This window comes from Paenibacillus sp. GCM10027626 (assembly GCF_042676285.1).
GTDB lineage: Bacteria > Bacillota > Bacilli > Paenibacillales > Paenibacillaceae > Paenibacillus_Z.
In genome coordinates this window covers 304766-325695 of sequence record NZ_JBHTHC010000007.1, presented here as the reverse complement: position 1 = coordinate 325695, position 20930 = coordinate 304766, and the positions used below count along the sequence as shown (strand labels likewise).

17 protein-coding genes are annotated in these 20930 nt (G+C 51.8%); 15 read left to right on the top strand and 2 right to left on the bottom strand.

Annotation, left to right across the window (positions count from 1 at the left end; all coding sequences use genetic code 11):
* The first annotated feature begins 43 nt into the window (after window positions 1–43).
* The 8 genes from ACFQ0N_RS16160 to msrB all read left to right on the top strand — a co-directional run bounded on the left by ACFQ0N_RS16160 (window position 44) and on the right by msrB (window position 13667).
* Window positions 44–586, top strand: coding sequence for a GNAT family N-acetyltransferase (locus ACFQ0N_RS16160; protein ID WP_379327870.1), 543 nt, complete (start codon window positions 44–46; stop codon window positions 584–586).
* Between the two features lie 510 nt (window positions 587–1096).
* Complete coding sequence (locus tag ACFQ0N_RS16155; RefSeq protein WP_379327868.1) at window positions 1097–2131, top strand: LacI family DNA-binding transcriptional regulator; 1035 nt, start codon at window positions 1097–1099, stop codon at window positions 2129–2131.
* A gap of 25 nt (window positions 2132–2156) precedes the next feature.
* Window positions 2157–4505, top strand: a complete 2349-nt coding sequence (locus tag ACFQ0N_RS16150; RefSeq protein WP_379327866.1) for an alpha-galactosidase — start codon at window positions 2157–2159, stop codon at window positions 4503–4505.
* 105 nt (window positions 4506–4610) lie between these two features.
* Complete coding sequence (locus ACFQ0N_RS16145; RefSeq protein WP_379327864.1) at window positions 4611–6335, top strand: extracellular solute-binding protein; 1725 nt, start codon at window positions 4611–4613, stop codon at window positions 6333–6335.
* A 69-nt stretch (window positions 6336–6404) separates the two neighbouring features.
* Window positions 6405–7304 carry an ABC transporter permease gene (locus tag ACFQ0N_RS16140; protein WP_379327862.1) on the top strand — a complete coding sequence of 300 codons (900 nt, stop codon included), beginning with the start codon at window positions 6405–6407 and terminating at the stop codon, window positions 7302–7304.
* Window positions 7305–7349: 45 nt separating this feature from the next.
* Window positions 7350–8234 (top strand): carbohydrate ABC transporter permease, encoded by an 885-nt coding sequence (locus tag ACFQ0N_RS16135; RefSeq protein WP_379327860.1) that lies wholly within the window; start codon window positions 7350–7352, stop codon window positions 8232–8234.
* Window positions 8235–8253: 19 nt separating this feature from the next.
* Window positions 8254–12534, top strand: coding sequence for an S-layer homology domain-containing protein (locus ACFQ0N_RS16130; RefSeq protein WP_379327858.1), 4281 nt, complete (start codon window positions 8254–8256; stop codon window positions 12532–12534).
* A 152-nt stretch (window positions 12535–12686) separates the two neighbouring features.
* The gene (gene msrB / locus ACFQ0N_RS16125) at window positions 12687–13667 is read left to right on the top strand and encodes a peptide-methionine (R)-S-oxide reductase MsrB (RefSeq protein WP_379327856.1); all 981 of its coding nucleotides are present in this window, start codon (window positions 12687–12689) and stop codon (window positions 13665–13667) included.
* Between the two features lie 136 nt (window positions 13668–13803).
* On the opposite strand, the gene ACFQ0N_RS16120 is transcribed toward msrB, so the two are convergent.
* Complete coding sequence (locus ACFQ0N_RS16120) at window positions 13804–15639, bottom strand: stalk domain-containing protein (RefSeq protein ID WP_379327854.1); 1836 nt, start codon at window positions 15637–15639, stop codon at window positions 13804–13806.
* 146 nt (window positions 15640–15785) lie between these two features.
* Between ACFQ0N_RS16120 and ACFQ0N_RS16115 the strand changes: the two genes are divergently transcribed.
* From ACFQ0N_RS16115 to ACFQ0N_RS16090, 6 genes are all read left to right on the top strand, one after another.
* Complete coding sequence (locus ACFQ0N_RS16115; protein WP_379327852.1) at window positions 15786–16541, top strand: AAA family ATPase; 756 nt, start codon at window positions 15786–15788, stop codon at window positions 16539–16541.
* A gap of 81 nt (window positions 16542–16622) precedes the next feature.
* Window positions 16623–17144: a ferritin family protein gene (locus ACFQ0N_RS16110; protein WP_379327850.1), complete on the top strand. Its 522-nt coding sequence runs from the start codon at window positions 16623–16625 to the stop codon at window positions 17142–17144.
* Between the two features lie 191 nt (window positions 17145–17335).
* Window positions 17336–17857 carry a sigma-70 family RNA polymerase sigma factor gene (locus ACFQ0N_RS16105; protein ID WP_379327848.1) on the top strand — a complete coding sequence of 174 codons (522 nt, stop codon included), beginning with the start codon at window positions 17336–17338 and terminating at the stop codon, window positions 17855–17857.
* On the top strand, window positions 17850–18803 hold the full coding sequence (locus ACFQ0N_RS16100; RefSeq protein WP_379327846.1) for a DUF4179 domain-containing protein: 954 nt from the start codon (window positions 17850–17852) through the stop codon (window positions 18801–18803). The genes ACFQ0N_RS16105 and ACFQ0N_RS16100 overlap by 8 nt, the downstream gene beginning before the upstream one ends.
* A 113-nt stretch (window positions 18804–18916) precedes the next feature.
* Window positions 18917–19483, top strand: a complete 567-nt coding sequence (locus ACFQ0N_RS16095; protein ID WP_379327844.1) for a GNAT family N-acetyltransferase — start codon at window positions 18917–18919, stop codon at window positions 19481–19483.
* A 22-nt stretch (window positions 19484–19505) separates the two neighbouring features.
* Window positions 19506–19640 (top strand): hypothetical protein, encoded by a 135-nt coding sequence (locus ACFQ0N_RS16090; RefSeq protein ID WP_379327842.1) that lies wholly within the window; start codon window positions 19506–19508, stop codon window positions 19638–19640.
* 16 nt (window positions 19641–19656) lie between these two features.
* On the opposite strand, the gene ACFQ0N_RS16085 is transcribed toward ACFQ0N_RS16090, so the two are convergent.
* The gene (locus ACFQ0N_RS16085) at window positions 19657–20139 is read right to left on the bottom strand and encodes a hypothetical protein (protein ID WP_379327840.1); all 483 of its coding nucleotides are present in this window, start codon (window positions 20137–20139) and stop codon (window positions 19657–19659) included.
* Window positions 20140–20265: 126 nt separating this feature from the next.
* Here ACFQ0N_RS16085 and trhA point away from each other — a divergent pair, with 126 nt between their 5' ends.
* Window positions 20266–20907, top strand: coding sequence for a PAQR family membrane homeostasis protein TrhA (trhA, locus tag ACFQ0N_RS16080; protein ID WP_379327838.1), 642 nt, complete (start codon window positions 20266–20268; stop codon window positions 20905–20907).
* Window positions 20908–20930: the final 23 nt, after the last annotated feature.

Below are 20930 nucleotides of genomic sequence, written 5' to 3'. Positions count from 1 at the left end.
ATAAATATGGTAATCTAAAAAGGATGAAAGGGGGATAATTGGGATGAACATGTGGGAAGGAAAAAAGGTGAGGCTGCGGGCGATACTTCCAGGCGACTGGACATTATTTCACGAGAACGATCAGGATTCTGATGGAGCGCGTCTGTCGGATGCTACATATTTTCCAAGATCGGAGGAAGGAACGCGCTTATGGGCAGAGCGGCAGGCGGCCATGGAGCCTGATGGAGATAACATGATGCTCGCGATCGAGAATCTGGAGGGAGAATTGGTCGGGACCATAAATTCACAGCAGTGCAATCGGCGGAACGGCACGCTGCAGTACGGGATAGCGATCTTTCGTCCGCATTGGCGCAAAGGCTATGGCTCTGATGCGGTCAATATATGGCTGCGTTATTTCTTCTATGAGCTGCGATACGAAAAAGTGTCCGCGTACATATACGCCTTTAACGAAGGATCGGTCGCCATGCATGAACGGCTTGGCTTCAAGCTGGAGGGCAGGCTGAGAAATATGATTTATACGAATGGGCGACACTATGATGAGTTCGTTTATGGCATGCTGCGAAGCGAGTTTGTTGTTCGTCATTGATCGCATGGATGCGGTGTAAAAGGCGGTGGTGGTTTGACCAGCAAAAAGAAGTGGACGATTGCAGTGCTCGGTTTGCTGTTAGCGGCGGCTTGTTCGAATACACCGCAGGAACAGGTTCCGCTGCCCAAAACTGAAAGCACTTAATCTCAAAGAATCAGTGGGAACAGGCGACTATATTTTTGTAAAGGACAAGTCTGATAAAAAATGGAAGGTTTATCGGTTTCAGTAAAGCTTGCGGTCTAATCCGCAAGGCTTAGTCAGGCGAAGCATGCTAGCAAGCGGCCGCTTTGTTCAGCTTTCATGGCTGAATGGAGAGGCCGCTTTTTTTGCCTACATCGCCTGCCCGCGGGATATGAAGTGAACCGATTCACTAAAATATCATTTATTTTTAACGTCATTAAAACTTATAATGACGGTATAAAGCAAGCGGGCCGTATGGTAAACGGTAGTAAACAAAAGTGGTAAACTGCCGGCATTGCGGTCAAGCCAGCAGAAGAAGCGGAGGAAGAGATGAGAGTAACGATGGCAGATATTGCCAAACATGCGGAAGTATCCAAAACATTAGTCTCCCGGGTACTAAATGATGACAAGACGTTGTCGATTCCTGTAGAAACACGAAATAAAATTTGGGAGGCCATCCATCAGCACGGCTACGTGCCGGATAATACGGCCCGGTCACTCGCACGCAAGACGATGAAGCAGGCCGGCGCGAAAGCGATCTCGATCGGCTATGTGACATTTTCAAGCTATGAGAAGATCGGACACCCGTACTTTTCACCCATTTTGCAAGGAATAGAAGAAGAGATTCACCGCCAGGGATGCCGGCTTGGGTTTACTGTTACTGTCGAGGAGCTGAACCAGAAGCGTTACTTGCGGCAGCAAATTCAGGCTGAACGGGTTGACGGCATGATCTACCTTGGGGATATTGAGAAATCCTTTTACAAGGAGCTAAGTCAGCTTGCTGCTTATGGGGTTTGCCTGGAAATGCCGATTGATCCGGCAATGGATTTTGTAGGGACCAGTATCGAGCAATCCGGCCAACTGGCGCTTACCCATCTGATCGATACCGGCTACCGAAGGATCGGCTACCTGGGCAAGCAGACAGACGGCCGCTTTCAAGCCTATCGCCGATGCCTTGCCGAGCATGGGCTTGAACCCAGTGCGGACTGGGTTATCGATGCCGGCTTCGTGATGGAAACGGCATACCAGGTAACCAAAGAAAAAGTCGCCCGCTTTGCACCGCCGGAGGCTATCTTCGCGGCCAACGATGAGATGGCAATCGGCTGCATGCGCGCAATCGTTGAAGCAGGCTACCGCATTCCGCATGATGTGGCGGTAATCGGGCATGACGATATTAAGATGGCGGCATTTGCCAGTGTGCCGCTCTCGACGGTTCGCATCCACAAGGAGGAGATCGGCAAGATGGCAGTGAAGGTGCTGGTGGATCGCGTAGCTTCAAAACGCAAGATACCGATCCGGGTCGAATTTCCGCCCAAGCTCGTCATTAGAGATTCTTGCGGAGCCAGAATAAGGCGCAAGACTTAATGAAATGGAATTAACAGGAGGCGCCATGAACAATCAACAAACAAAACGAATAATTCGGCCTGCCGATGCACTGCTGCAGCTCGCCGTGGAAGAAGCAGGTGGCGTATATGCCGTAACAGCAGCCACAGCGGACGGAGCAAGCCCGCTAGTACTGGATGGGGGGGAGCAATTTGTACTCGTGACAGGCGAGGGAGAAGAAGACAGCAGGCAATATTGCGCTTCAGACTGCGGCCTGCGGGGGTTCAAATGGGAATCGAACAGCTTTGAGCTGCATCTGGAGGAGCACAGCAGGCTGTTTCAGGCGGTCATCCGCTACGAGGTGCTTGCAGGCGGCTTTATTCGCAAGACAGCAGCTATAACACCGCTTCAGCAGCCCCTTTTCATAAGGGAGTTAACGTATGCCTTTTATAACTATGCAGGTCCTATCGTGCAAGCTGGCGAAGGGCAGCCGGTCCGGTTAGGCGACAGCTGGTTTGCCGGGATGGCATTTCCGGCTGCCGAAAGCGGAGCAGTGCCAGGCGGGTGCACGTTCCGCTTTCGGGTCAACAAGCTTGTACAGGGAAATAGCCGGTGGGAAGCATATCCGTTGGTTTGCGGCATCAATGCAGGCAAAGGGCTTGGAGAGGCATTTCAACGCTATGTCGCCGCATATGGTCTGCGCAAGCAGCAGCCGATTTCCATTTATTGTGATTGGGGGCTGCATGATGAGCTTTCCGATGCCATCGAACTGACTGAAGCGATGACACTTGATATGCTGGCGCATCTTCAGTGGATGAAAGAGCAGACGGGCATTGCCTTCGACTATTATTTGATCGACGCGTTCTGGTTCGAGCCCAATGGAGGCTATAAAAGCTTCAAGCGCTCGCATTGGCCAGGAGGACCGGCCAAAGTGAAGGCAAAAATGGAGGAGCTTGGCATCAAGCTGGGGCTTTGGTTTGATGTAAACAGCAAGTTTCTGGGTATGCAGGGGATGGAAGACGCACGCATCGACCATACAGAGGCAGCGCTTTGCCTGGGCGATGATGGCTATTGGGAGCTGCTCCGCGACGGCCTGTTGCATCATATCCGGCATCATGGCCTTAAGCTGGCCAAGTTTGACTTTGCCCAGTTTGAATGTGCGCAGCCGGGCCATGCCCATTTGCCGGGTGAGCAGTCAAGGCCGCAGCTTATCAGGCGTTTTCTGGAGCTGCTGGCGGAGGTGCGCGATGCTGAACCGGAATTCGTCGTGCTCGCATATAACGGGTTTACGGCCGATTACACGTGGATTAAGGATGTAGATAGCTCCAAGGAAGGGTATGCCGTTTCCCCATGGTGGACGTTGTATGTCGATTATATTTATTGCGGTGATCCCCGTCCGTCGGAGCTGCCGGCGCTGCGTTTGCGCGACTCGATCCATAGCTATACCGATGCGATGATCAAACAGTTCACTGATGCCTGGGTGCCGTACTCCGCTATCGACGACCATGGCATTATGATCGGCAATACCGGTACGATTTATCGGATTGGCAAGGAAGGCTGGCGCAATGATTGGGTGCTGTCCTTTTCCCGAGGGAACCGCAAAAAGCATTTGTATGGCGACTTAACTTCGTTAGATGAAAACGATTACATTTTTTTGCGGCAAGCGTGGTTGCTCGCCGATCGGGCGGAGGAAGCGGGCTACACGACAGCGATGGTGCTCGGCAGCCCGCTGAAGGAGCAGCTGTATGGGTATGTAAACGGCAATCGCAAGGAAGGCTTCATCACAATCTTTAATCCTTTCCCGGAGGTGAGCAGCATCACAGTTGAGGCCGAGCTGGCGCAATGGTGCGGCGTTGAAGCGGCGCAGATTTCCATTTCGCAAGTATATGGCGGGGAAAGCTGGCAAGTGCCGTCCACTTGGCAAACGGCCTTGGCTCCGATCGAGCTACCGCCGTTTGAAGTGGCGATGTTCAGCTGGACTTGCGAGAGAGAGGCAGGCGAAGCTGAGGTGCATGGTTTGGAGAAGAGGTACGGACCGCATGCCAAGCTGCTGCTTCCGTTCACGTCTGGCAGTGCAGCAAATGGGATGGCGATCGAGCTTCAGTTGTCAGAGGGCAGTTATTTAATCGCCAAATATCGGGATGCAGCCGGCAGGCCGCTTCGGATTACGACAGGAAAGCCTGACCACGTGACCTTGCAGCTTAAAGCCGGGGTGTCAGGCGAGCAGGGAGGTAGCACCCTGAAGCTTGAGCCGATTTTTACAGATGAAATATGGAGCGGCATTTCCTGGATGGCATATCAGTTGCCACGACCGCAGGACGGCGCAGCAACGCTGCAGCTGTATGTTCAAGTGGGCGAAGGTATCGCGGTGGCGATACAGCTTGAGCAATGGAGTACCTTTCAAAACAATAACTAGCTGATGAAGGCCGCGAAGGAGGTGAGGCTGGCCCGACATGCAGCAGTCGAGGAGGCAAGGCGGCAAGGAGCAGGCGGAATGCAATTGAATACAGGGGGAATGAACATGAGCAAGGCAACAAGAACGTTCAGGCAAATAATAGGAGCTGCAATGATCGCAACGCTCGTTTTTGCGAGCGCATGCAGCTCTGCTGGCACAAACAAAGGCAGTACGGAAAACGGCAGCACAAACACCGATGAAGGCGCCGCAAACGGAGCGAACGGGCAAAACGGAAATACAGGCGAAAGCAAGCCGGAGCCAATAAGTGATCCGATGGCAAAGTATGACCCGCCGATCGAGGTGAGCACCGTCATTATTTCCGATCCGACGATGAATTTTGAAAATGACGATTCGTTCGACAACAATCCTTACTATCGTGCTTATGAGGAAAAGCTGGGCATCAAGATGAAAAACCTGTGGGTCGTGGACCAGTCGCAGCGTGAGCAAAAAATGAATCTGGCCATTACCTCCGGTGATCTGCCCGATATTATGCATGTCAATGCCAATCAGCTGCAGCTGCTGTATAAAGCAGGCAAGCTTGCAGACCTGAGCGAGGTATATGAGCAGTATGTACTGCCATCTGTAAAGACGTTTCTAACGGTCGATGGCGGCCATAACCTGCAAAGCGGCATGTTCGACGGCAAGCTGTATGGGATTCCGGAGACGCAATCCTATCTGGACGGCGCTGTCGTGCTGTGGGTGCGTACCGATTGGCTGAACAAGCTTCACCTGCCGGAGCCGCAATCGATGGAGGATGTCATTCGCATCGCCAAGGCATTCACCCATGATGATCCGGATGGCAACCAGAAGGATGACACGTTCGGGCTGGCGCTGACGAAAGATATTTTTGCCGGCTATGCCGGGGCGGAAGGTTTTTTCTATGGCTATGGCGCTTATCCGGATGCATGGTATAAAGGCGCGGACGGCAAGCTGGTGCCGGGCAATATTCAGCCGGAAGTGAAGGCGGCGCTTGCGGAGCTGCAGGCTTTGTACAAAGAAGGCGTCATCGACCAGGAATTTGGCGTCAAAGATTTGTGGAAAGCATCGGAAGCGGCGGTAGCAGGCAAAAACGGCATGTTTTTCGGCACGATGGCCAACACCTTCCAATTGCAGCCGGGCATCGAGCAAAATGCGGAAATGCAATGGAAGGCTTACCCGGTCTACAAGCTGGGCGGCGGCATCGCCGACGTGCTCCGCTCGCGGGTGACTAATACGGGCTACTATGTCGTCAACCAAAAGGCGAAAAACCCCGAAGCAGCCATGAAGTTGCTCAATTTCTTCGTTGAATCGCAGTTCGGCGCCAAGCCGGACGCTAAGTTGGCTGAAGATCCGGTCGCCTGGAAGCTGTCTGTATTCCGCCCATTCCCGGGGTCCAAAAACTACGATAATTTCCTGGCTGTCAGGGAAGCGCTGTCAACCGGCGACCAGTCCAAGCTGAATCCGGAGCAGGAAGGCATTATGAAGCATATTTCCGAGGTGCAAAATGGCAATGTGAAAGATAACAACTGGGCCATGGCCAAGGTGTTCGGGCCGGAAAGCTCCTATGCGGCGATTGACCAATACGTCGTGAACGATAGCTTCCAGTTCAACGAGTTTTACGGATCTCCAACGTCTTCGATGCAATCCAAAGGCAGTGCCCTCAGCAAGCTGACGACGGAAACGTTCACGAAAATGATTACCGGGCGCGCCCCGATCAATGAATTTGATGCTTATGTAAAGAAGTGGAAAGCGATGGGCGGCGATGCCATCACGAATGAAATTAACGCTTGGTACGAAAGCAAAGGCAACTAGGCAGAAGGCGGGGTGTGCGCGCAGCATACTTCGCTTCGCCAACATCCGGGTTTATGTGGAGGGCTGAAGGTGAGAGGCAGATCAATCGTCAAACAATGGCCGTTACATTTGCTGCTGGCCCCTGGAGTTGTACTGGTGCTGTTATTCAGCTATGGCCCGATGGTGGGCGTAACGATTGCATTCAAGGATTTTAATTTGGCAGACGGCATTTGGCGTTCCTCTTGGAACGGGTGGGATAATTTTCGCTTTTTGTTTGAAATGACCGACATTGCGCAGGTCGTACGCAACACGGTAACAATCGCAGTCATGAAAATGGCAGCGGGCATGATAGCACCGCTAATTACGGCGCTGCTTTTAAACGAAGTGCGCAATATGGCGATCAAGCGCGGCATTCAGACCGTCATTTATTTGCCGCACTTTCTGTCATGGATTATTCTCGGCGGCATTCTGATCGATATTTTATCTCCTTCGGAGGGCATCGTAAACCAGTTGCTTGGCCTTTTCGGCATCAAGCCGATCTTTTTTCTGGGCAGCCCTGACTGGTTTCCTTTTGTCGCTGTTTTGTCGGATGTCTGGAAGGAATTCGGCTTCAGCACGATCATATATTTGGCGGCGCTTACGGGCATCAATCCGGCGTTATACGAGGCAGCCGTCGTCGATGGGGCAAGCCGCTGGCGGCAAAGCTGGCATATTACGCTGCCAGGCATCTCGCCCATTATTATTTTGCTGGCGACGCTGAGCGTGGGGAATGTATTGAACGCAGGCTTCGAACAGATTTTTGTACTCTACAGCCCGCTCGTCTATGAAACAGGTGATATTATTGATACCTTTACGTACCGGCTCGGCTTGATTGATTACCAGTATGGGCCAGCTGCTGCGGTCGGACTGTTCAAATCGGCAGTATCCCTTATTTTTATTTCGGTCTCGTATTATCTGGCCTATCGGCTGGCGAATTACCGCATTTTTTAAGCAGGGCGGCGTTTACTGTTTTTCTACTGGAAGGGAAGGACTTATATGATTGAACAAAAAACTTGGGGCAGGACGATGTTTGTAATCGGCAACTACAGCTTTCTCATTCTCCTCGCCTTAAGCTGTCTGTTTCCGATTCTCCATGTGCTGGCGCTGTCGTTCAGCTCCAGCTCCATGGCGTCTGCCGGCGCAGTAACGCTATGGCCGATGGATTTTACGCTGAAGTCGTATGCCTTTGTCCTGCAAAAGCCGTTGTTTGTCGGTTCATTTCTCGTCACGCTGCAGCGGGTCGTGTTAGGGAGCCTGCTCAATATGCTGCTCGTCATTACGATTGCCTATCCGCTGTCCAAGGAAGCGGAGACATTCAGGATGCGGACGGTGTACGTGTGGTTTTTTGTCCTGACGATTTTGTTTTCCGGCGGCATTATTCCTTGGTATTTCACCATAAAGGAGGTCGGCCTGCTTGACAGCATTTGGGCGCTTGTGCTTCCTGGCGCGGTTCCGGTGTTCAATGTCATTCTGCTGCTGAACTTCTTTCGCGGTCTGCCCAAGGAGCTGGAGGAGGCAGCCTTTATGGACGGCGCAGGCCACCTGCATATTTTGTTCCGCATTTTCGTTCCGCTGTCGCTGCCTGCGCTTGCAACTATACTGCTGTTCACGATCGTCGGACATTGGAATTCCTGGTTTGACGGGCTCATATTAATGAATCGGCCCGAGCAGTATCCGCTGCAAAGCTACTTGCAGACCGTTGTCATTATGCAGGATTTATCCTCGATGACGTTTGAGGATGCGAAAATGCTTGCCGAAATATCGGACCGCACGACAAAGGCAGCGCAAATCTTTTTGGCGGCGTTTCCGGTTCTGCTTGTCTATCCGTTTTTGCAAAAGTATTTTGTAAAAGGCATCGTGTTAGGGAGTGTGAAAGGATAAATGGCAGGAGGCGTGCAATATGTTGAAGCGCAAAAAAATGCAAACAGGCTGGTATGGCGGCCTTATCATACTGCTGTGGGCAGCGATATGGAGTTTGCCCGGGGAGGCCGCTGCAGCAGGACTGTCAACAGTATCAACAGAGCTTCACGCATGGCAGCAAGGCGACGTAAAGTATGTGCTTACGGATGAGGCGTCCAGTCCGATTCGGGTGGAATGGAAGGGCGGCGAGCAGCGCTTCAGCCCGTTTGCAGGGATGGGCCCGATCGTCACGACGGACAGCGGAGCGTATATTCCGTCCGATGGAACAGCGGTGCTGGCAGGCTGGGAAGCGGATGGGGCTGAAGATGCAATTGCTGCACATTATGAGCTGGCTGTCGCAGGTGAGCAGGTGCCTTACACGGTCAAGTATAAGGTGGCGAACGGGCGGCTGTCGTGGACGATTACTTCTAGCCATCCGAAGGTGATCGGGGCCGTACCGGGCTTCGCCGAAGGCTTTGGCGGCTGGAAGCAGCAAAACATTACGCGCTATGCCGAGCTGTATGCCGGTCAAAACTGGTATGCGCAGCCGGTATTTCATAAGGGCGGCAAGTTTTTTGTCTTTGCCGACTGGTCGGTAAGCGAGGGCAATGGCACCGACTATCGTTATGGCGATCCTGGACAGGTGGATGTGGTCGATTCGCAGCGCCAGCCGTCAGGTAACGGGCCGATCGACCTCGCGCCGCCCGTACGGTATGCGCCGAATGGGAATGGCGTCTATGCGGCTTTGAACGAGACGCTTACCTTTACCGCAGCGCAGTCGCTGTGGGATGCGATCCCTTCTCCGGCTGCCAATCCGAGCCCGTATATGGCACAGCTTGCCGATAAAGTGTATCTGGACATCTGGGCAGGCGACATTCGCAATGCCCGTCAGATCATTGAGCAGCTGCAGCTGTTTGCCGGAGAGCAGACGAAGCTGCTGACGATCTACCAGCCGTGGGGAGCCAAAGGGTGGGACGCTACGCTGCCGGACAACTACAACCCGGCGATTGGCCTGCTGCCGAGCGGCGGCACAATTGAGGAGATCGGGACATTCATCGACACTGCCAGACAGCTCGGGTTCGCCGGACTGCGGACGAATTACGTTTGGATGAGCGATGCATCGCCGTCGTATTTGGCAGGGCAAATCAGCCGGGCAAAGCAGGCAAACGGCGATCCTGCCTGGTTTATCCGCCCGAATCAGTGGCAGCTTGTGGCCCAGCGCCAAGAAACGGATATGAAGCGCGACTTTGCGCCGAATGCCAGCTTTAGCGACCAGTTGGCAAGCGGCGGTATGTCCCCAGCTTATATCGATTACAGCAGCGAAGATACAAGCATGCGCTCTGCGATCGAGAAGGAGCGGGCGCTTATCGAGCAGATCAAGTCGATCAATCCGGGACCGTTCGGCTCGGAAAGCTCCAATGCGGAATTTTTGCTTGGGAATTGGTATGATTTCGGCGAGTTTGGCCTAAGCAACGGGCATAACCGCAAACAACTGCTGCCGGACTACAAGCTTCGGAAAATGCATACGAATGCGATGATGTACGGAGCTGGCATTCCGTCCCGTTTTTTTGAAAATCCGCCGTTCCCACTCTGGGGGGCTGACCAGTCCTTCCCGTTCCATCCGTCGTTTGCCGAGGTGCTTGACGATTACCGGGCGACGGAAATCATGTACGGCAATGGCGCCTATATCGGTTATTTGCCCAATATGCCATACGCCTACATGCTGACCGAACTGCTGGTTGTCGGCCAGCTGCAAAAGCATTATGCAAATGTTGAAGTGAACAATGTCTATTACCGGCACGGCGGAAATTGGCTCACGCTGGAGCAGCTGTACGACTGTGATGATGTGACTGAAGACAGCTATACCCAAGTAAACATCGTCTACAGCAACGGGCTGGCCATTTACGTGAACCGCGCACCTGAGCAGCTTACTGTAGACACCGGGACACAGTCCATTACCATCCCTCAATACGGCTGGCTGGCTTACAAGGCGGACGGCAGCGTGCTGGCCTATTCCGCCCTGGAGCCTGCAAGCGGCAAACGGGTTGATTACTATGAGGATGCCACAATGACTTATCTGGACCCGCGAGGCGCAACAGTAAAAGGGGTCGATAAAATTACGCTATGGGAAAACGGGACGCTGAGCAAGCAATACGATGCCGGCCTGGTGTACGATGCAGCAGCGGCATTTTCCGCGGTTCAAGGGAGCGGGCATTGGAAATATGAACAGTATAATGAGGCTGCGAATACGTATTCGCCGTTAGCCTATGATGCGGCGGCCGGCAAATGGGGGAATGCTCAGGCAGCGATCAGCGCCTCGGCTATGGAGGCGAGCGCAGGCTACCGGGCTGTTCGCCAATGGCAGGCTCCATACGGCGGGCGCGTGCAAGTAAGCATCGCTGCCGAGGCAGAGCAGAGGGGGCACGCCGTCTTCAAGGTGACAGTCAATGGCCAGGAGCACAGCGAGCTGGCCGTGCCGGCTGGAGAGGGAAGGACGGAGCTCCTGCTGCGCGTGCAGTCTGGCGATCTTGTACGCTTCGAGCTGGCGGGAGCGAACGGCGAAGAGGCAGGGCCGGTGGAGAGCGCGATTGTTTTGCAATATGCCCAGGACTTGCCCCAGATGAAGCTGAATGCCGGAGCAGGTTATTACATTACATCGGGCGGCGCGCTATATTATGGCGAAGTGCCTTACAGCTCCGGAAGGCTGGGTCTTGTTGACGCTGCCGGAACCGGGTCAGGAACAACGAGCCAGCCGATTGACGGCACCGATGACGATGCGCTGTACCAAAGCCAGCGTTACGGTAATGTGCTCGAATATCGCGCCGATCGGATGCCTGCCGGGCATTATGAAGTGACGCTTCATTTTGCGGAAACGTATTTCGATGCGCCGGGCGGACGGCTGATGGATATTTACGTGCAGGATGGACAGGTGGAGCAGGGGCTTGATATTTATGCGGCCGCCGGTGGCGCCTTCCGGGCATTTGACAAATCGTACATCGCCGAGGTAACGGACGGCACGCTGCGCATCAAGCTTACATCGTCTGCCGGCGGCGCTTCGCTTGCAGGCATTAGCGTCGCGCAGGCATACGATGCTGCAGGCCAAATCTGGATCGCACAGCACGGCAGCTGGGAGCAGCTCGACAACGGCTTTGGGTCCGCGAGTTTTGGCTTTAGGACGATGATGGCAGTGAAGGATAAGGCCTGGGATCATTTCAGCGCATCTTTTAAGCTGCATTACGTCGATTATAACGGTGATCGGGGCAACTGGGCGGGCCTTGTGCTTGGGGATTATTACGTCTTTTTGCGTGCGAACGGCGGACTAAGCCTGTACCGGTATACAACGGGTGAAATGGTGCAGGCAGTGGATACCAATGCAGATCCTGTCGCTGGCGAGGTGCCGATGCGCGTAGAGGTGCGAAATGGCGAAATTCGGATCTATGCCGGCAATATGGCGACCCCGGTAATCGCTTATACGGATAACGGACTTACCAGCACTTCACTTGCATTTATCGTCTGGCAATCACTCGTCAACTTTACAGATATTCATATTCAGGAGCTGGATGGAAGCGAGGAGCCTGCGGAGCCGGGTAATCCGGGCAATCCCGGGAATCCGGACAATCCTGACAATTCCGGCAATCCGGGGCAGCCAGGCGGCAGCGGGTTTACAGAGAGCCCGGATGGCACTGGAAGCCCGGAAACGCCGGACAGCTCCAAAGAACCTCATAACGGCGGAGAAGCAATAGTATTCTCCGATCTGGACGGCTGCTGGGCCGCAGAGGCCATTTATCGCGCGGCCAGACGAGGCATCGTCTTCGGTTATCCGGATGGCGCCTTCCATCCGGAGCAGGCGGTAACGCGCCAGCAATTTATCGTCATGCTCGCCAGAGGGATCCAGCTTGAAGGAACCAAAGGGGCGCTCCCTTTTCGCGATAGCGAGCTGATCGCCCGATGGGCCCGCGAGGCGGTCGGGGCAGCGGCTGCAAGCGGACTGGTGAAAGGCTATGCCGATGGCAGTTTCCGCCCGGGAAGCCCGATTACGCGCCAGGAGATGATCGTCCTGCTCAGCCGAGCATTCGGGCTGGAGCAAGCGGGAGCGGCAAATACGCCGTTTGCCGATGATGATGCGATTAGGGGCTGGGCTCGTCCGGCAATAGCGGCAGCGGTGAATAGCGGCCTTGTCAATGGCAGAGGCGGCAACATGCTGGCGCCGCAAGCAACGGCGACGAGAGCTGAAGCGGCTGTTTTACTGCTGCGGTTTTTGGAAGAATGGCAAGAAGTTTGACGAAGGCGAAGGACTGGCGGGTTTGTGCAGAGGCGCAAAGCTCGCCTTTTTTTAGCGGCAATCTAGAGAACACTTTGACGTCAGCGGCAGTTATTGGTATGCTCCGAATAGGACAGAAATCAATTGAATTTGTGTTTGGAGGACGAGAGCATATGAGCGAAAATCAAAATAATAAAAATCAGGCATTGGCTGCATTTGCCGGCGGCTGCTTCTGGTGTATGGTTACCCCGTTCGAGGAAATGCCGGGCATTCTGCGGGTTACGTCAGGTTACATAGGCGGCTCCACTGTTAATCCGACCTATGAGGAGGTCTGTTCCGAGACGACCGGTCATGCGGAGGCGGTGCAGATTGCATATGATCCTGAATTGATGCCGTATGACAAGCTGCTCTCCATTTATTGGCGGCAAATTGATCCTACCGATGCCGGCGGGCAGTTCCATGATCGCGGAGAGTCCTACAGGACGGCGATTTTTTATTACACAGAGGAGCAGCGGCAGATTGCCGAAGCCTCGAAGCGGGAGCTGGAGGAGAGCGGCCGGTTTGAATCGCCAATCGTTACGGAGATAGTAGCAGCGACAACGTTTTATCCGGCCGAGGAATATCATCAGGATTATCATAAAAAAAATCCGCTGCGGTACCGAATGTACCGGAAAGGCTCTGGCCGCGATGCCTTCATCAAGTCTCACTGGAATACGGACAAGGATAAGGCGAAACTGAAAAGCAAACTTACACCAATCCAGTTTGAAGTGACACAAAATAATGCGACTGAGCCGCCATTCCATAATGAATTTTGGGATCATGAGGAGGCAGGGCTATATGTCGATATCGTTTCCGGCGAGCCATTGTTCACATCAATGGATAAATTTGATTCCGGCTGCGGCTGGCCCAGCTTCTCGAAACCGCTCGCGGAGGGCTCTATTGCTGAGGTTGACGATTTCAGCCATGGCATGATCCGCACCGAGGTGCGAAGCAGAGATGCGGATTCTCATCTCGGGCATGTATTCCATGACGGCCCGCAGCCGACCGGTTTAAGATACTGCATTAACTCCGCCGCGCTGCGTTTTATCCCGAAGGATCAGCTTGAGCAGGAAGGCTATGGACAATATCGCAAGCTTTTTGATGATGAAAAGTAACGAAGACGAAGGGCTTTCTCACAAGCTGCAAGCTTTGGGAGAGCTCTTTTTTTGCCGGACGTGCCAAAGGAAAAAGGCCCCTGTCCCTTTTCTTAAGCAAAGCTGAAGAAAGCCGGGGCGGGGGCCTTTTCTATTATTATTTGTTTAAGCTTGCCAGTGCATTAAGCTCCTTCATCATTTCCTTGTATTCTTTAGAAGCCGTCATTTTGGAAATGAAGGCCGTCCAGTCGGCAATTGTGGCTTTGCCGCGGATAACATCTGCTTTCATATTATGCAGGTCTTCGTTAAGTTTGGCATATTTGCCGCTGCTCCACAGCGCATTCGCTTGCGGCAAAGGCTGGATATCGTTCTCGACGGTCCGCCATTGCTTGACTGCCGATTCAAAGCCTTGGCGCTTCTGCTCAGGCAGCGCGTCCAGTGCGGCATTGCCCTTCAACAGGTCGGTACGGCCGAACAAATTGCGAATAGCGGAGCGGTCTGCTTCTTCAAGGCCCGCAATGTTGTCCCATTCGCCAGCTTCTGTCATCGCGATGCCGCGGTCCAGCCATTTAAGCAGCTCCTCCGGCTTTACCCGAGAGAGGCGAGTAATGAAATAGCTGTCTTCCCCGGTATTTCGCCAAGGTGCGATCTCTTGGCTGGCGCCATTAGCGCGGAAACCGGCGAGCGGTGTCCATTGCGTCTTGCCTTCAGTAGATAGCTCCACCGCCTTATCGAAGGTCATCGTTGCGATGCCGATTTGATTGTTGGCGATTAATTGATTGATCTCATCTGCACTCAACTCGTTAAAATCGGGATGGATCAAGCCTTTGGCATACGCTTTGTTCAGCCACTCCAATGCTTGTTGCTGCTGCATGCCGATTGCATGATCGGTTACTTTTCCATTCTGGACCGCAAATCGTTCCGGGCTGCCTGTAAAAGCTTGCTCGATCCAAGCGACGGCATCAGAACCGTTATAACCGGCAAGTCCATACGTATCCATCTTGCCATTGCCATCTGGATCTTTATGGACGAATTGATCTAATACTATGTAAAGCTCATCCATCGTTTTTGGCTGTGCCAGCCCCAGAATATCCAGCCAGTCTTGGCGCAGGGCCAAAAATGGAGCATCGTGCTTGTCCGCGGGCCGCGGAATCGTAAATGCATGTCCGTTGATTGTCCGCCCGCCGCTCGCTGCAAGTGCTTTCAAACGCGGAAAGGCTTGCAGACTTTCTTCCAAGTCAATCGCAATCGACTCAAACAGCTCTTGGTTGAACAGGTGAGACTGATGGAGCAGCATAAGTGAGACGGGCTCGCCGGCAGCGATCAAAATATTCGTTTTCTCGCGGTAATAATCCGTCTTTACCGGCGATAAGGAAGCGTTCACTTTCCAATGCTCCCGCATATAGTCCTGCAGCTTTGCCGGGGGAGCCTCCACATTGTTATCCGCTCTAGTAACGACGGAGATGCGTGTTAATGCTTGCGGGTCAGTAATGATGACCGTATTGCTGCCAGCCGTCCACTTCACCTTAAGGCCTGCAGACTCAGCAGCCAGCCGAAGAGGAATCCACAATGTATCCTGATCGATGTATGGCGCTGTAGGCAAACCTGTTTTCACTTGATTGGCGATTTGAGCTTTATGCTGTTTGGCCCAGTAAGTTTGGGAAGGTTTGGCGGAATTGGGGTGGTTTGCACTCAACTTGCCGGCTTTGGCGTCCCACTGGATGGAATAACCAAGCCCTTCAAGCAATGCAGCTCCGGGAACCATGACGACATTGTTGATCGCTTTCGGCTGCATATGCTGCAGACTGACATTTAAATTGTCAAAGTACACAATGATGTTATTTCTCATAAATTGTTCCCATGTCATGCCGTCTTCTTTATTATCCCATGGGCTAGTTGCCGGTGGTGCAGCAGATACCGAGCTAGCCAGCAGGGAGGCAGTAACAGCAAATGACAGGCCTGCCAGCACGTAACGGCGTCGATGTTGCTTCATATGTATTCACCTCAATAACTAATAATAAGGACCGTATTTTTATTGTACCTGAGATATTGAAGGAAAGAAATGTTTAATCCATCTTTGGAAGCAAAGTTTATGCTACAATGGTCTACATCGGAAAAGATGGGAGGGAGACGTATTAAATGATCGAGCATCATACATTTTTGCGCTCGATGAGCCTGGACAAGCAGCTTTTTCCACCAGGGGAAGAATATCCATTTCGGATTGGGGCGATTCGGCATTTGGACACCTTGCACTTCCATCCGAAGGTGACCTATATTGTAGGCGATAACGGCATCGGCAAATCAACATTAATTGAAGCGATGGCAGTAGCATGGGGATTTAACCCGGAAGGCGGAACGCTCAATTTTTCATTTTCGACGATGGAGACGCATTCAAGCCTTTATCAATATGTTCGTCTGGCAAGGGGAGCGCGCAGACCTAGGGATGGATTCTTTTTCCGGGCGGAGAGCTATTATAATTTAGCCTCCCATATAGACGAGCTTGACTCCGAGCCTTCCTTCGGACCACCGATACGCGATTCGTATGGCGGTATGTCGCTCCATGAGCAGTCGCATGGTGAATCGTTTTTTGCTGCGTTTATGCATCGGTTCAGCGGGCAGGGGCTGTACATACTAGACGAGCCCGAGGCGGCGCTGTCTCCTTTTCGTCAGATGTCGATGCTCTCGCGTATTCATCAGCTGGTGCAAAAAAGGAGCCAATTTATTATTGCCACACATTCTCCGATTCTGATGGCTTACCCCGATTCGATCCTTTATTACATATCTGAAGATGGAGTTGAGGTACGGAGCTTGGAGGAAACGGATCATTACATCATTATGAAGCAATTTTTGAACAACAAGGACAGAATGCTTGCAGAGCTGCTGGATGACGACTAGAGCAAACTGAACCGGACAACGCACCGATAGGCAGCTGCCGCAATACACTAATGGTATATTAAGTGCACTGGAGGGAGCGGTTTGTTTTATCAGTACGGGTATTACCCTGTTATTCCGCAATACTGGCCAATGCAGCAAGTTCAGCCACTTACAAGGATGGAACCCGAATCGTACAAGTCGTTGGAAGAAGCGCTGAAGCTGATCCAGGAGGCCGTGGCAGGCGAGCGGCATGACGAAATGTTTTACGATTATTTGATTTCGGTAGCTCCTTCTGCCGAAGACAGGGAAATCATTGAAAGCATTCGTGATGATGAGCGCAAGCATAATAAAATGTTCCGCAGCATTTATCGGGATATAACCGGCAAAGAGATTTCTGGCGCGGGAAATGTTGCATTCGAGAAACCAGCTTCATATATGGCGGGCATACGTCAAGCATTTTTTGGCGAGTTGGCTGCTGTGGAGAAGTATCGCGATATTCGGGCCGGATTGCCGTCGAGGTATCACCGGGATATGCTTTATGAGATTATTACCGATGAGCAGAAGCACGCTGCCAAATATAACTATATCATGAATGCCGATCTTCGCAGGCAGTTGAAAGGATAATGATGTAAAGTGCCCCAGTAGTGCGAGCTGCTGGGGTTTTTCACGTTTAGCGAACGGTATGATATTTCGCATAGAGGACAAGCTGAAATTAATTTATTTCTTTTTTCGACAAAATGAAACTTTCTGAATCGCTGACTTGTCTAATTTGCACAACAATCGATTGCAGCTTTTGATTGGAAGGAGAGGACGATATGCGCGCGCGTGTCCCAAATCATTCCGTGGAGGGGAGCCACGAACTATATACGCTAATAGAAGAAAACAAGGAAAAGCTGTACCGGTTGGCCTTCAGCTTTGTCAGAAACCGTGAGGAAGCATTGGACATCGTTCAGGAAACGGTTTACAAAGCGATGATTTCAGTCGGCAAGCTGCGAAATCCGCAATTTCTGAAAACTTGGTTATTTCGGATTGCCATTAATTGCGCCCATGATGCGCTGCGAAAGTCGAAACGGGTTGTAGCGATGGAGGATGACGTGCTTGATGCAATGGTTGATGGGTCAGAATCGAATCGCGAAGAGATTTTTGATGTCAAGCAAGCACTAGAGAGATTAGATCCAAAGTATAAAAAGGTGATTATATTAAAGTATTTCGAGGATATGACGCTAGAGGATGTCGCAGAAATTTTGGAAGTGCCAATCAGTACAGTGAAGTCAAGGCTTTATCGGGGACTGCAAAAACTGAAAATCGATTTGGAGGAGGTTGAGGGACTTGAATAATCGATTGAATGATCTGCGGCAGGAGTATGAAAAAACGGAAATCCCAGCTGAACTGGACGCTGTTATTCGGGCGGCGATGGGACGGGCAAATCAACATTCGCAAGACAATAAAGGGAGAGAGCAACAAATGAATAAACGATCTGGAAAATGGTTCTTGAAGGGAATTGCTGGAGCGGCTGCGGTTGTCATTCTATTTACTGCAGCGATTAATACGCTTCCGGACTTTGCTGCAGCGGCAGCGAATTGGCCGGTAGTAGGAAAGCTGGTGAAAATATTGCAATTTAACGAAGGACAGGCTGGCGGCGGCGAAATTACGGACGGAAGCAAGATGCAGCCGGTCGTGCTGAAAAAAGAAAAGGATCAAGAGCAAATTGCCATCAGCTTCGTGCAAAGCGGCAGCGGTGAAGGGGAAGCTGTTCAGCAGCCGGTAGCGCCAAATTATCAAGTTTCCTACAAAGAGAAGCCTTATACGCTGACCTTTACCGTGAACGGTGTCCGCTATCTTGATGAGCAAAGCTTTGACGAGCTGAAAAAAAGTGATTTGGTAACCGATGCATATCGGATTATTACGCTGGATGACTCCTCTTATCGCTTTGTGCTGGAATTCCGTAAACCGGTGAAATATGAAGTGCAGGAATATGCCGATCCGGCGCATATCGTCCTGACACTGTCCGAAGATAAAGAGGCGGCAGAGATAACGATCTACTCGGTGAGAACTGAAACGTATACGAACGGTGAGGAAATTGGCATTGTGGAAGAAGGGCTGTACGAAGAGAGCGGCATGCGTATGCTGAAGGAGAGCGGCGATCAATTTTACCTTGAGCTTGGCTCCTTGACGGATGAAGCGGAAGCTAACCAGCTTGCAGCAAAACTGAATGAGAAATACGGGCTGAAGTTCCAGGAAGATTACGGAATGGCGTTTAAAGTGTTTGTTGAAAAACGATAATAGCGGAAGCGATTCTCGGCGGTGTCTATGCTGGGGGTCGCTTTTGTGTTGACAAAAGCCAATCTCGCCTGTAAGATGTGTGAAAATATGGCGGAAATACGGGAGGAATTGGTATGGGGATGACATTGTATTCGAAGCGTCTTATGTTGCGTTTGCTAGAGGCTGGGGATGCGGCTGAGATCGAACAAATAGCGGGGGATAAAGAGATCGCTGAGACTACGTTAGCCATTCCTCACCCTTATCCTGCCGGCGCGTCATCCGCCTTCATTCGGCGCCGTCAAGCAGCAGCGGCGCAAGGCGACGGTTATTCGTGGACGATCAGGCTTAAGGAGAGCGGACGGCTGCTTGGCATCATCGGCTTGCGTATCGACAAGCAGCATCATCATGCCGAGCTGGGCTATTGGATTGGCAAGCGCTACTGGGGTCAAGGCTATTGTACGGAAGCGGCCGAGCGAGTAGCCGCATTTGTGTTTGAACAATTGAAGCTCAATAAAATGTTTGCGGCGGCCATGATCAAAAATCCGGCCTCCTCCAAAGTGATGGAGAAGATTGGAATGAGGCATGAAGGAATTTTTCGCGAACATGTATACAAGGATGGGCAATATGAGGATTTGACCTACTATAGCTTGCTGCGTTCAGAGTATAAGCCTAATTTCAAGTTATTTAATGGCATTAACTAATTTTAATTAATGATGTTAATTATTGAATAGGAGGCAAAATCCTGAGCAGGAGCATTGGACTGAGCTAACCGAGCTTATTCACGAATCGTATTTGCGTATGGCGCCAAAACGGCTTGTTAAGAGCTGGCTGGCGGAGCGGCAAAAGGACTGCCAGTAAATTGGCAGTCCTTTTTTCACTGTTTGACGAAGCCTTCTTCCTGCAAATACTGCTCGGCCTCTTCATACGTTTCAAAGGCCATTTCAAGATTGAGGCCCGTATAGAGATACCATAGATCCTCCTCGAACTTCAAATCGAGACGTTGACCGTCCGAGCTGACCCAGCATTCAGCTCCGGATTTTTTACGGCGTTTTGGGGCAGCCGGTTCTTTTTCTGGCGGAGGAGTTGAAAGCAGGGCAATGGAGGCGGCGACAACAGCCCGTAATTGCTCGGCATCAAAATCCCGAATGTTGACAAGTCCCTTCTCGTCTGCCGGATAGTCAGCTGATTGTCCTACATAGACAAAGCCGTTTCCGTTCGGATGGAGATGATAGACAACGTTTTTCTTCTCATGCAGACTTCCCTCGAAGTGATAATTGACCCGGCCAAGCGATACTGTTTTACGCTCCAGCTCAGCAAAAGCATCGAGCACGTCCATTTTTTGTTGAAAGGTTAGCATAGGCGCCTCCCCAGGAATATGATATAGGGCTGGTCGATTATATCATATCCAAAGTGATTGGACAAAATAAACCTCTCCGTGCGGCTATGATATAATGGACAACAATGGGACAAAGGAGTGTGAAATATGGCTGTTACACATACGTATACGCGTAAAGAAGAGATTGCGAATGTGATTACCCATGGAGTCGGGGCAGCGCTCAGTGTAGCTGCGCTTGTGCTGTTAGTTGTATATTCCAGCCTGTATGGGACAGCTTGGCATGTGGTCAGCTTCTCAATATTCGGCGCTACAATGCTGCTGCTTTACACCACTTCAACGCTTATGCACAGTTTGCCGGAAGGGAAGCTGAAGGATTTATTCGAAATCTTCGATCATTGCTCGATTTACTTATTTATTGCAGGCACCTATACGCCTATTCTGTTCAGTGTCATTCGAAGCCCGCTTGGCTGGACGCTGTTCGGGCTTGTTTGGGGGATCGCCCTGGCAGGCGTTGCATTTAAGTCGTTTTTTACGAAGCGTTTTCTCGTTACTTCGACATTGTTTTATATTTTGATGGGCTGGCTAATTGTATTCGCTTGGCGTCCGCTGACGCTTCATTTTGCCGGCGGCGGGTTGTCTCTGCTCGTAGTAGGCGGCATTTTCTATACGATTGGCACGATCTTTTATGTATGGCGCGGTTTCCCGTATCACCATGCCGTATGGCATCTGTTCGTTCTGGCCGGGACGACGGCACATTTCTTTGCGATCTTGTTTTATGCCCTGCCTTAAACAACGGCTGATGCCGTCCTTGC

What these genes read in the sequence shown, in the direction of transcription:
- ACFQ0N_RS16160 (WP_379327870.1), top strand. Translation starts at nt 44, where the DNA reads ATGAACATGTGGGAAGGAAAAAAGGTGAGGCTGCGGGCGATACTTCCA.
- ACFQ0N_RS16155 (WP_379327868.1), top strand. Translation starts at nt 1,097, where the DNA reads ATGAGAGTAACGATGGCAGATATTGCCAAACATGCGGAAGTATCCAAA.
- ACFQ0N_RS16150 (WP_379327866.1), top strand. Translation starts at nt 2,157, where the DNA reads ATGAACAATCAACAAACAAAACGAATAATTCGGCCTGCCGATGCACTG.
- ACFQ0N_RS16145 (WP_379327864.1), top strand. Translation starts at nt 4,611, where the DNA reads ATGAGCAAGGCAACAAGAACGTTCAGGCAAATAATAGGAGCTGCAATG.
- ACFQ0N_RS16135 (WP_379327860.1), top strand. Translation starts at nt 7,350, where the DNA reads ATGATTGAACAAAAAACTTGGGGCAGGACGATGTTTGTAATCGGCAAC.
- ACFQ0N_RS16130 (WP_379327858.1), top strand. Translation starts at nt 8,254, where the DNA reads ATGTTGAAGCGCAAAAAAATGCAAACAGGCTGGTATGGCGGCCTTATC.
- msrB (WP_379327856.1), top strand. Translation starts at nt 12,687, where the DNA reads ATGAGCGAAAATCAAAATAATAAAAATCAGGCATTGGCTGCATTTGCC.
- ACFQ0N_RS16120 (WP_379327854.1), bottom strand. Translation starts at nt 15,639, where the DNA reads ATGAAGCAACATCGACGCCGTTACGTGCTGGCAGGCCTGTCATTTGCT.
- ACFQ0N_RS16115 (WP_379327852.1), top strand. Translation starts at nt 15,786, where the DNA reads ATGATCGAGCATCATACATTTTTGCGCTCGATGAGCCTGGACAAGCAG.
- ACFQ0N_RS16105 (WP_379327848.1), top strand. Translation starts at nt 17,336, where the DNA reads ATGCGCGCGCGTGTCCCAAATCATTCCGTGGAGGGGAGCCACGAACTA.
- ACFQ0N_RS16095 (WP_379327844.1), top strand. Translation starts at nt 18,917, where the DNA reads ATGGGGATGACATTGTATTCGAAGCGTCTTATGTTGCGTTTGCTAGAG.
- ACFQ0N_RS16085 (WP_379327840.1), bottom strand. Translation starts at nt 20,139, where the DNA reads ATGCTAACCTTTCAACAAAAAATGGACGTGCTCGATGCTTTTGCTGAG.
- trhA (WP_379327838.1), top strand. Translation starts at nt 20,266, where the DNA reads ATGGCTGTTACACATACGTATACGCGTAAAGAAGAGATTGCGAATGTG.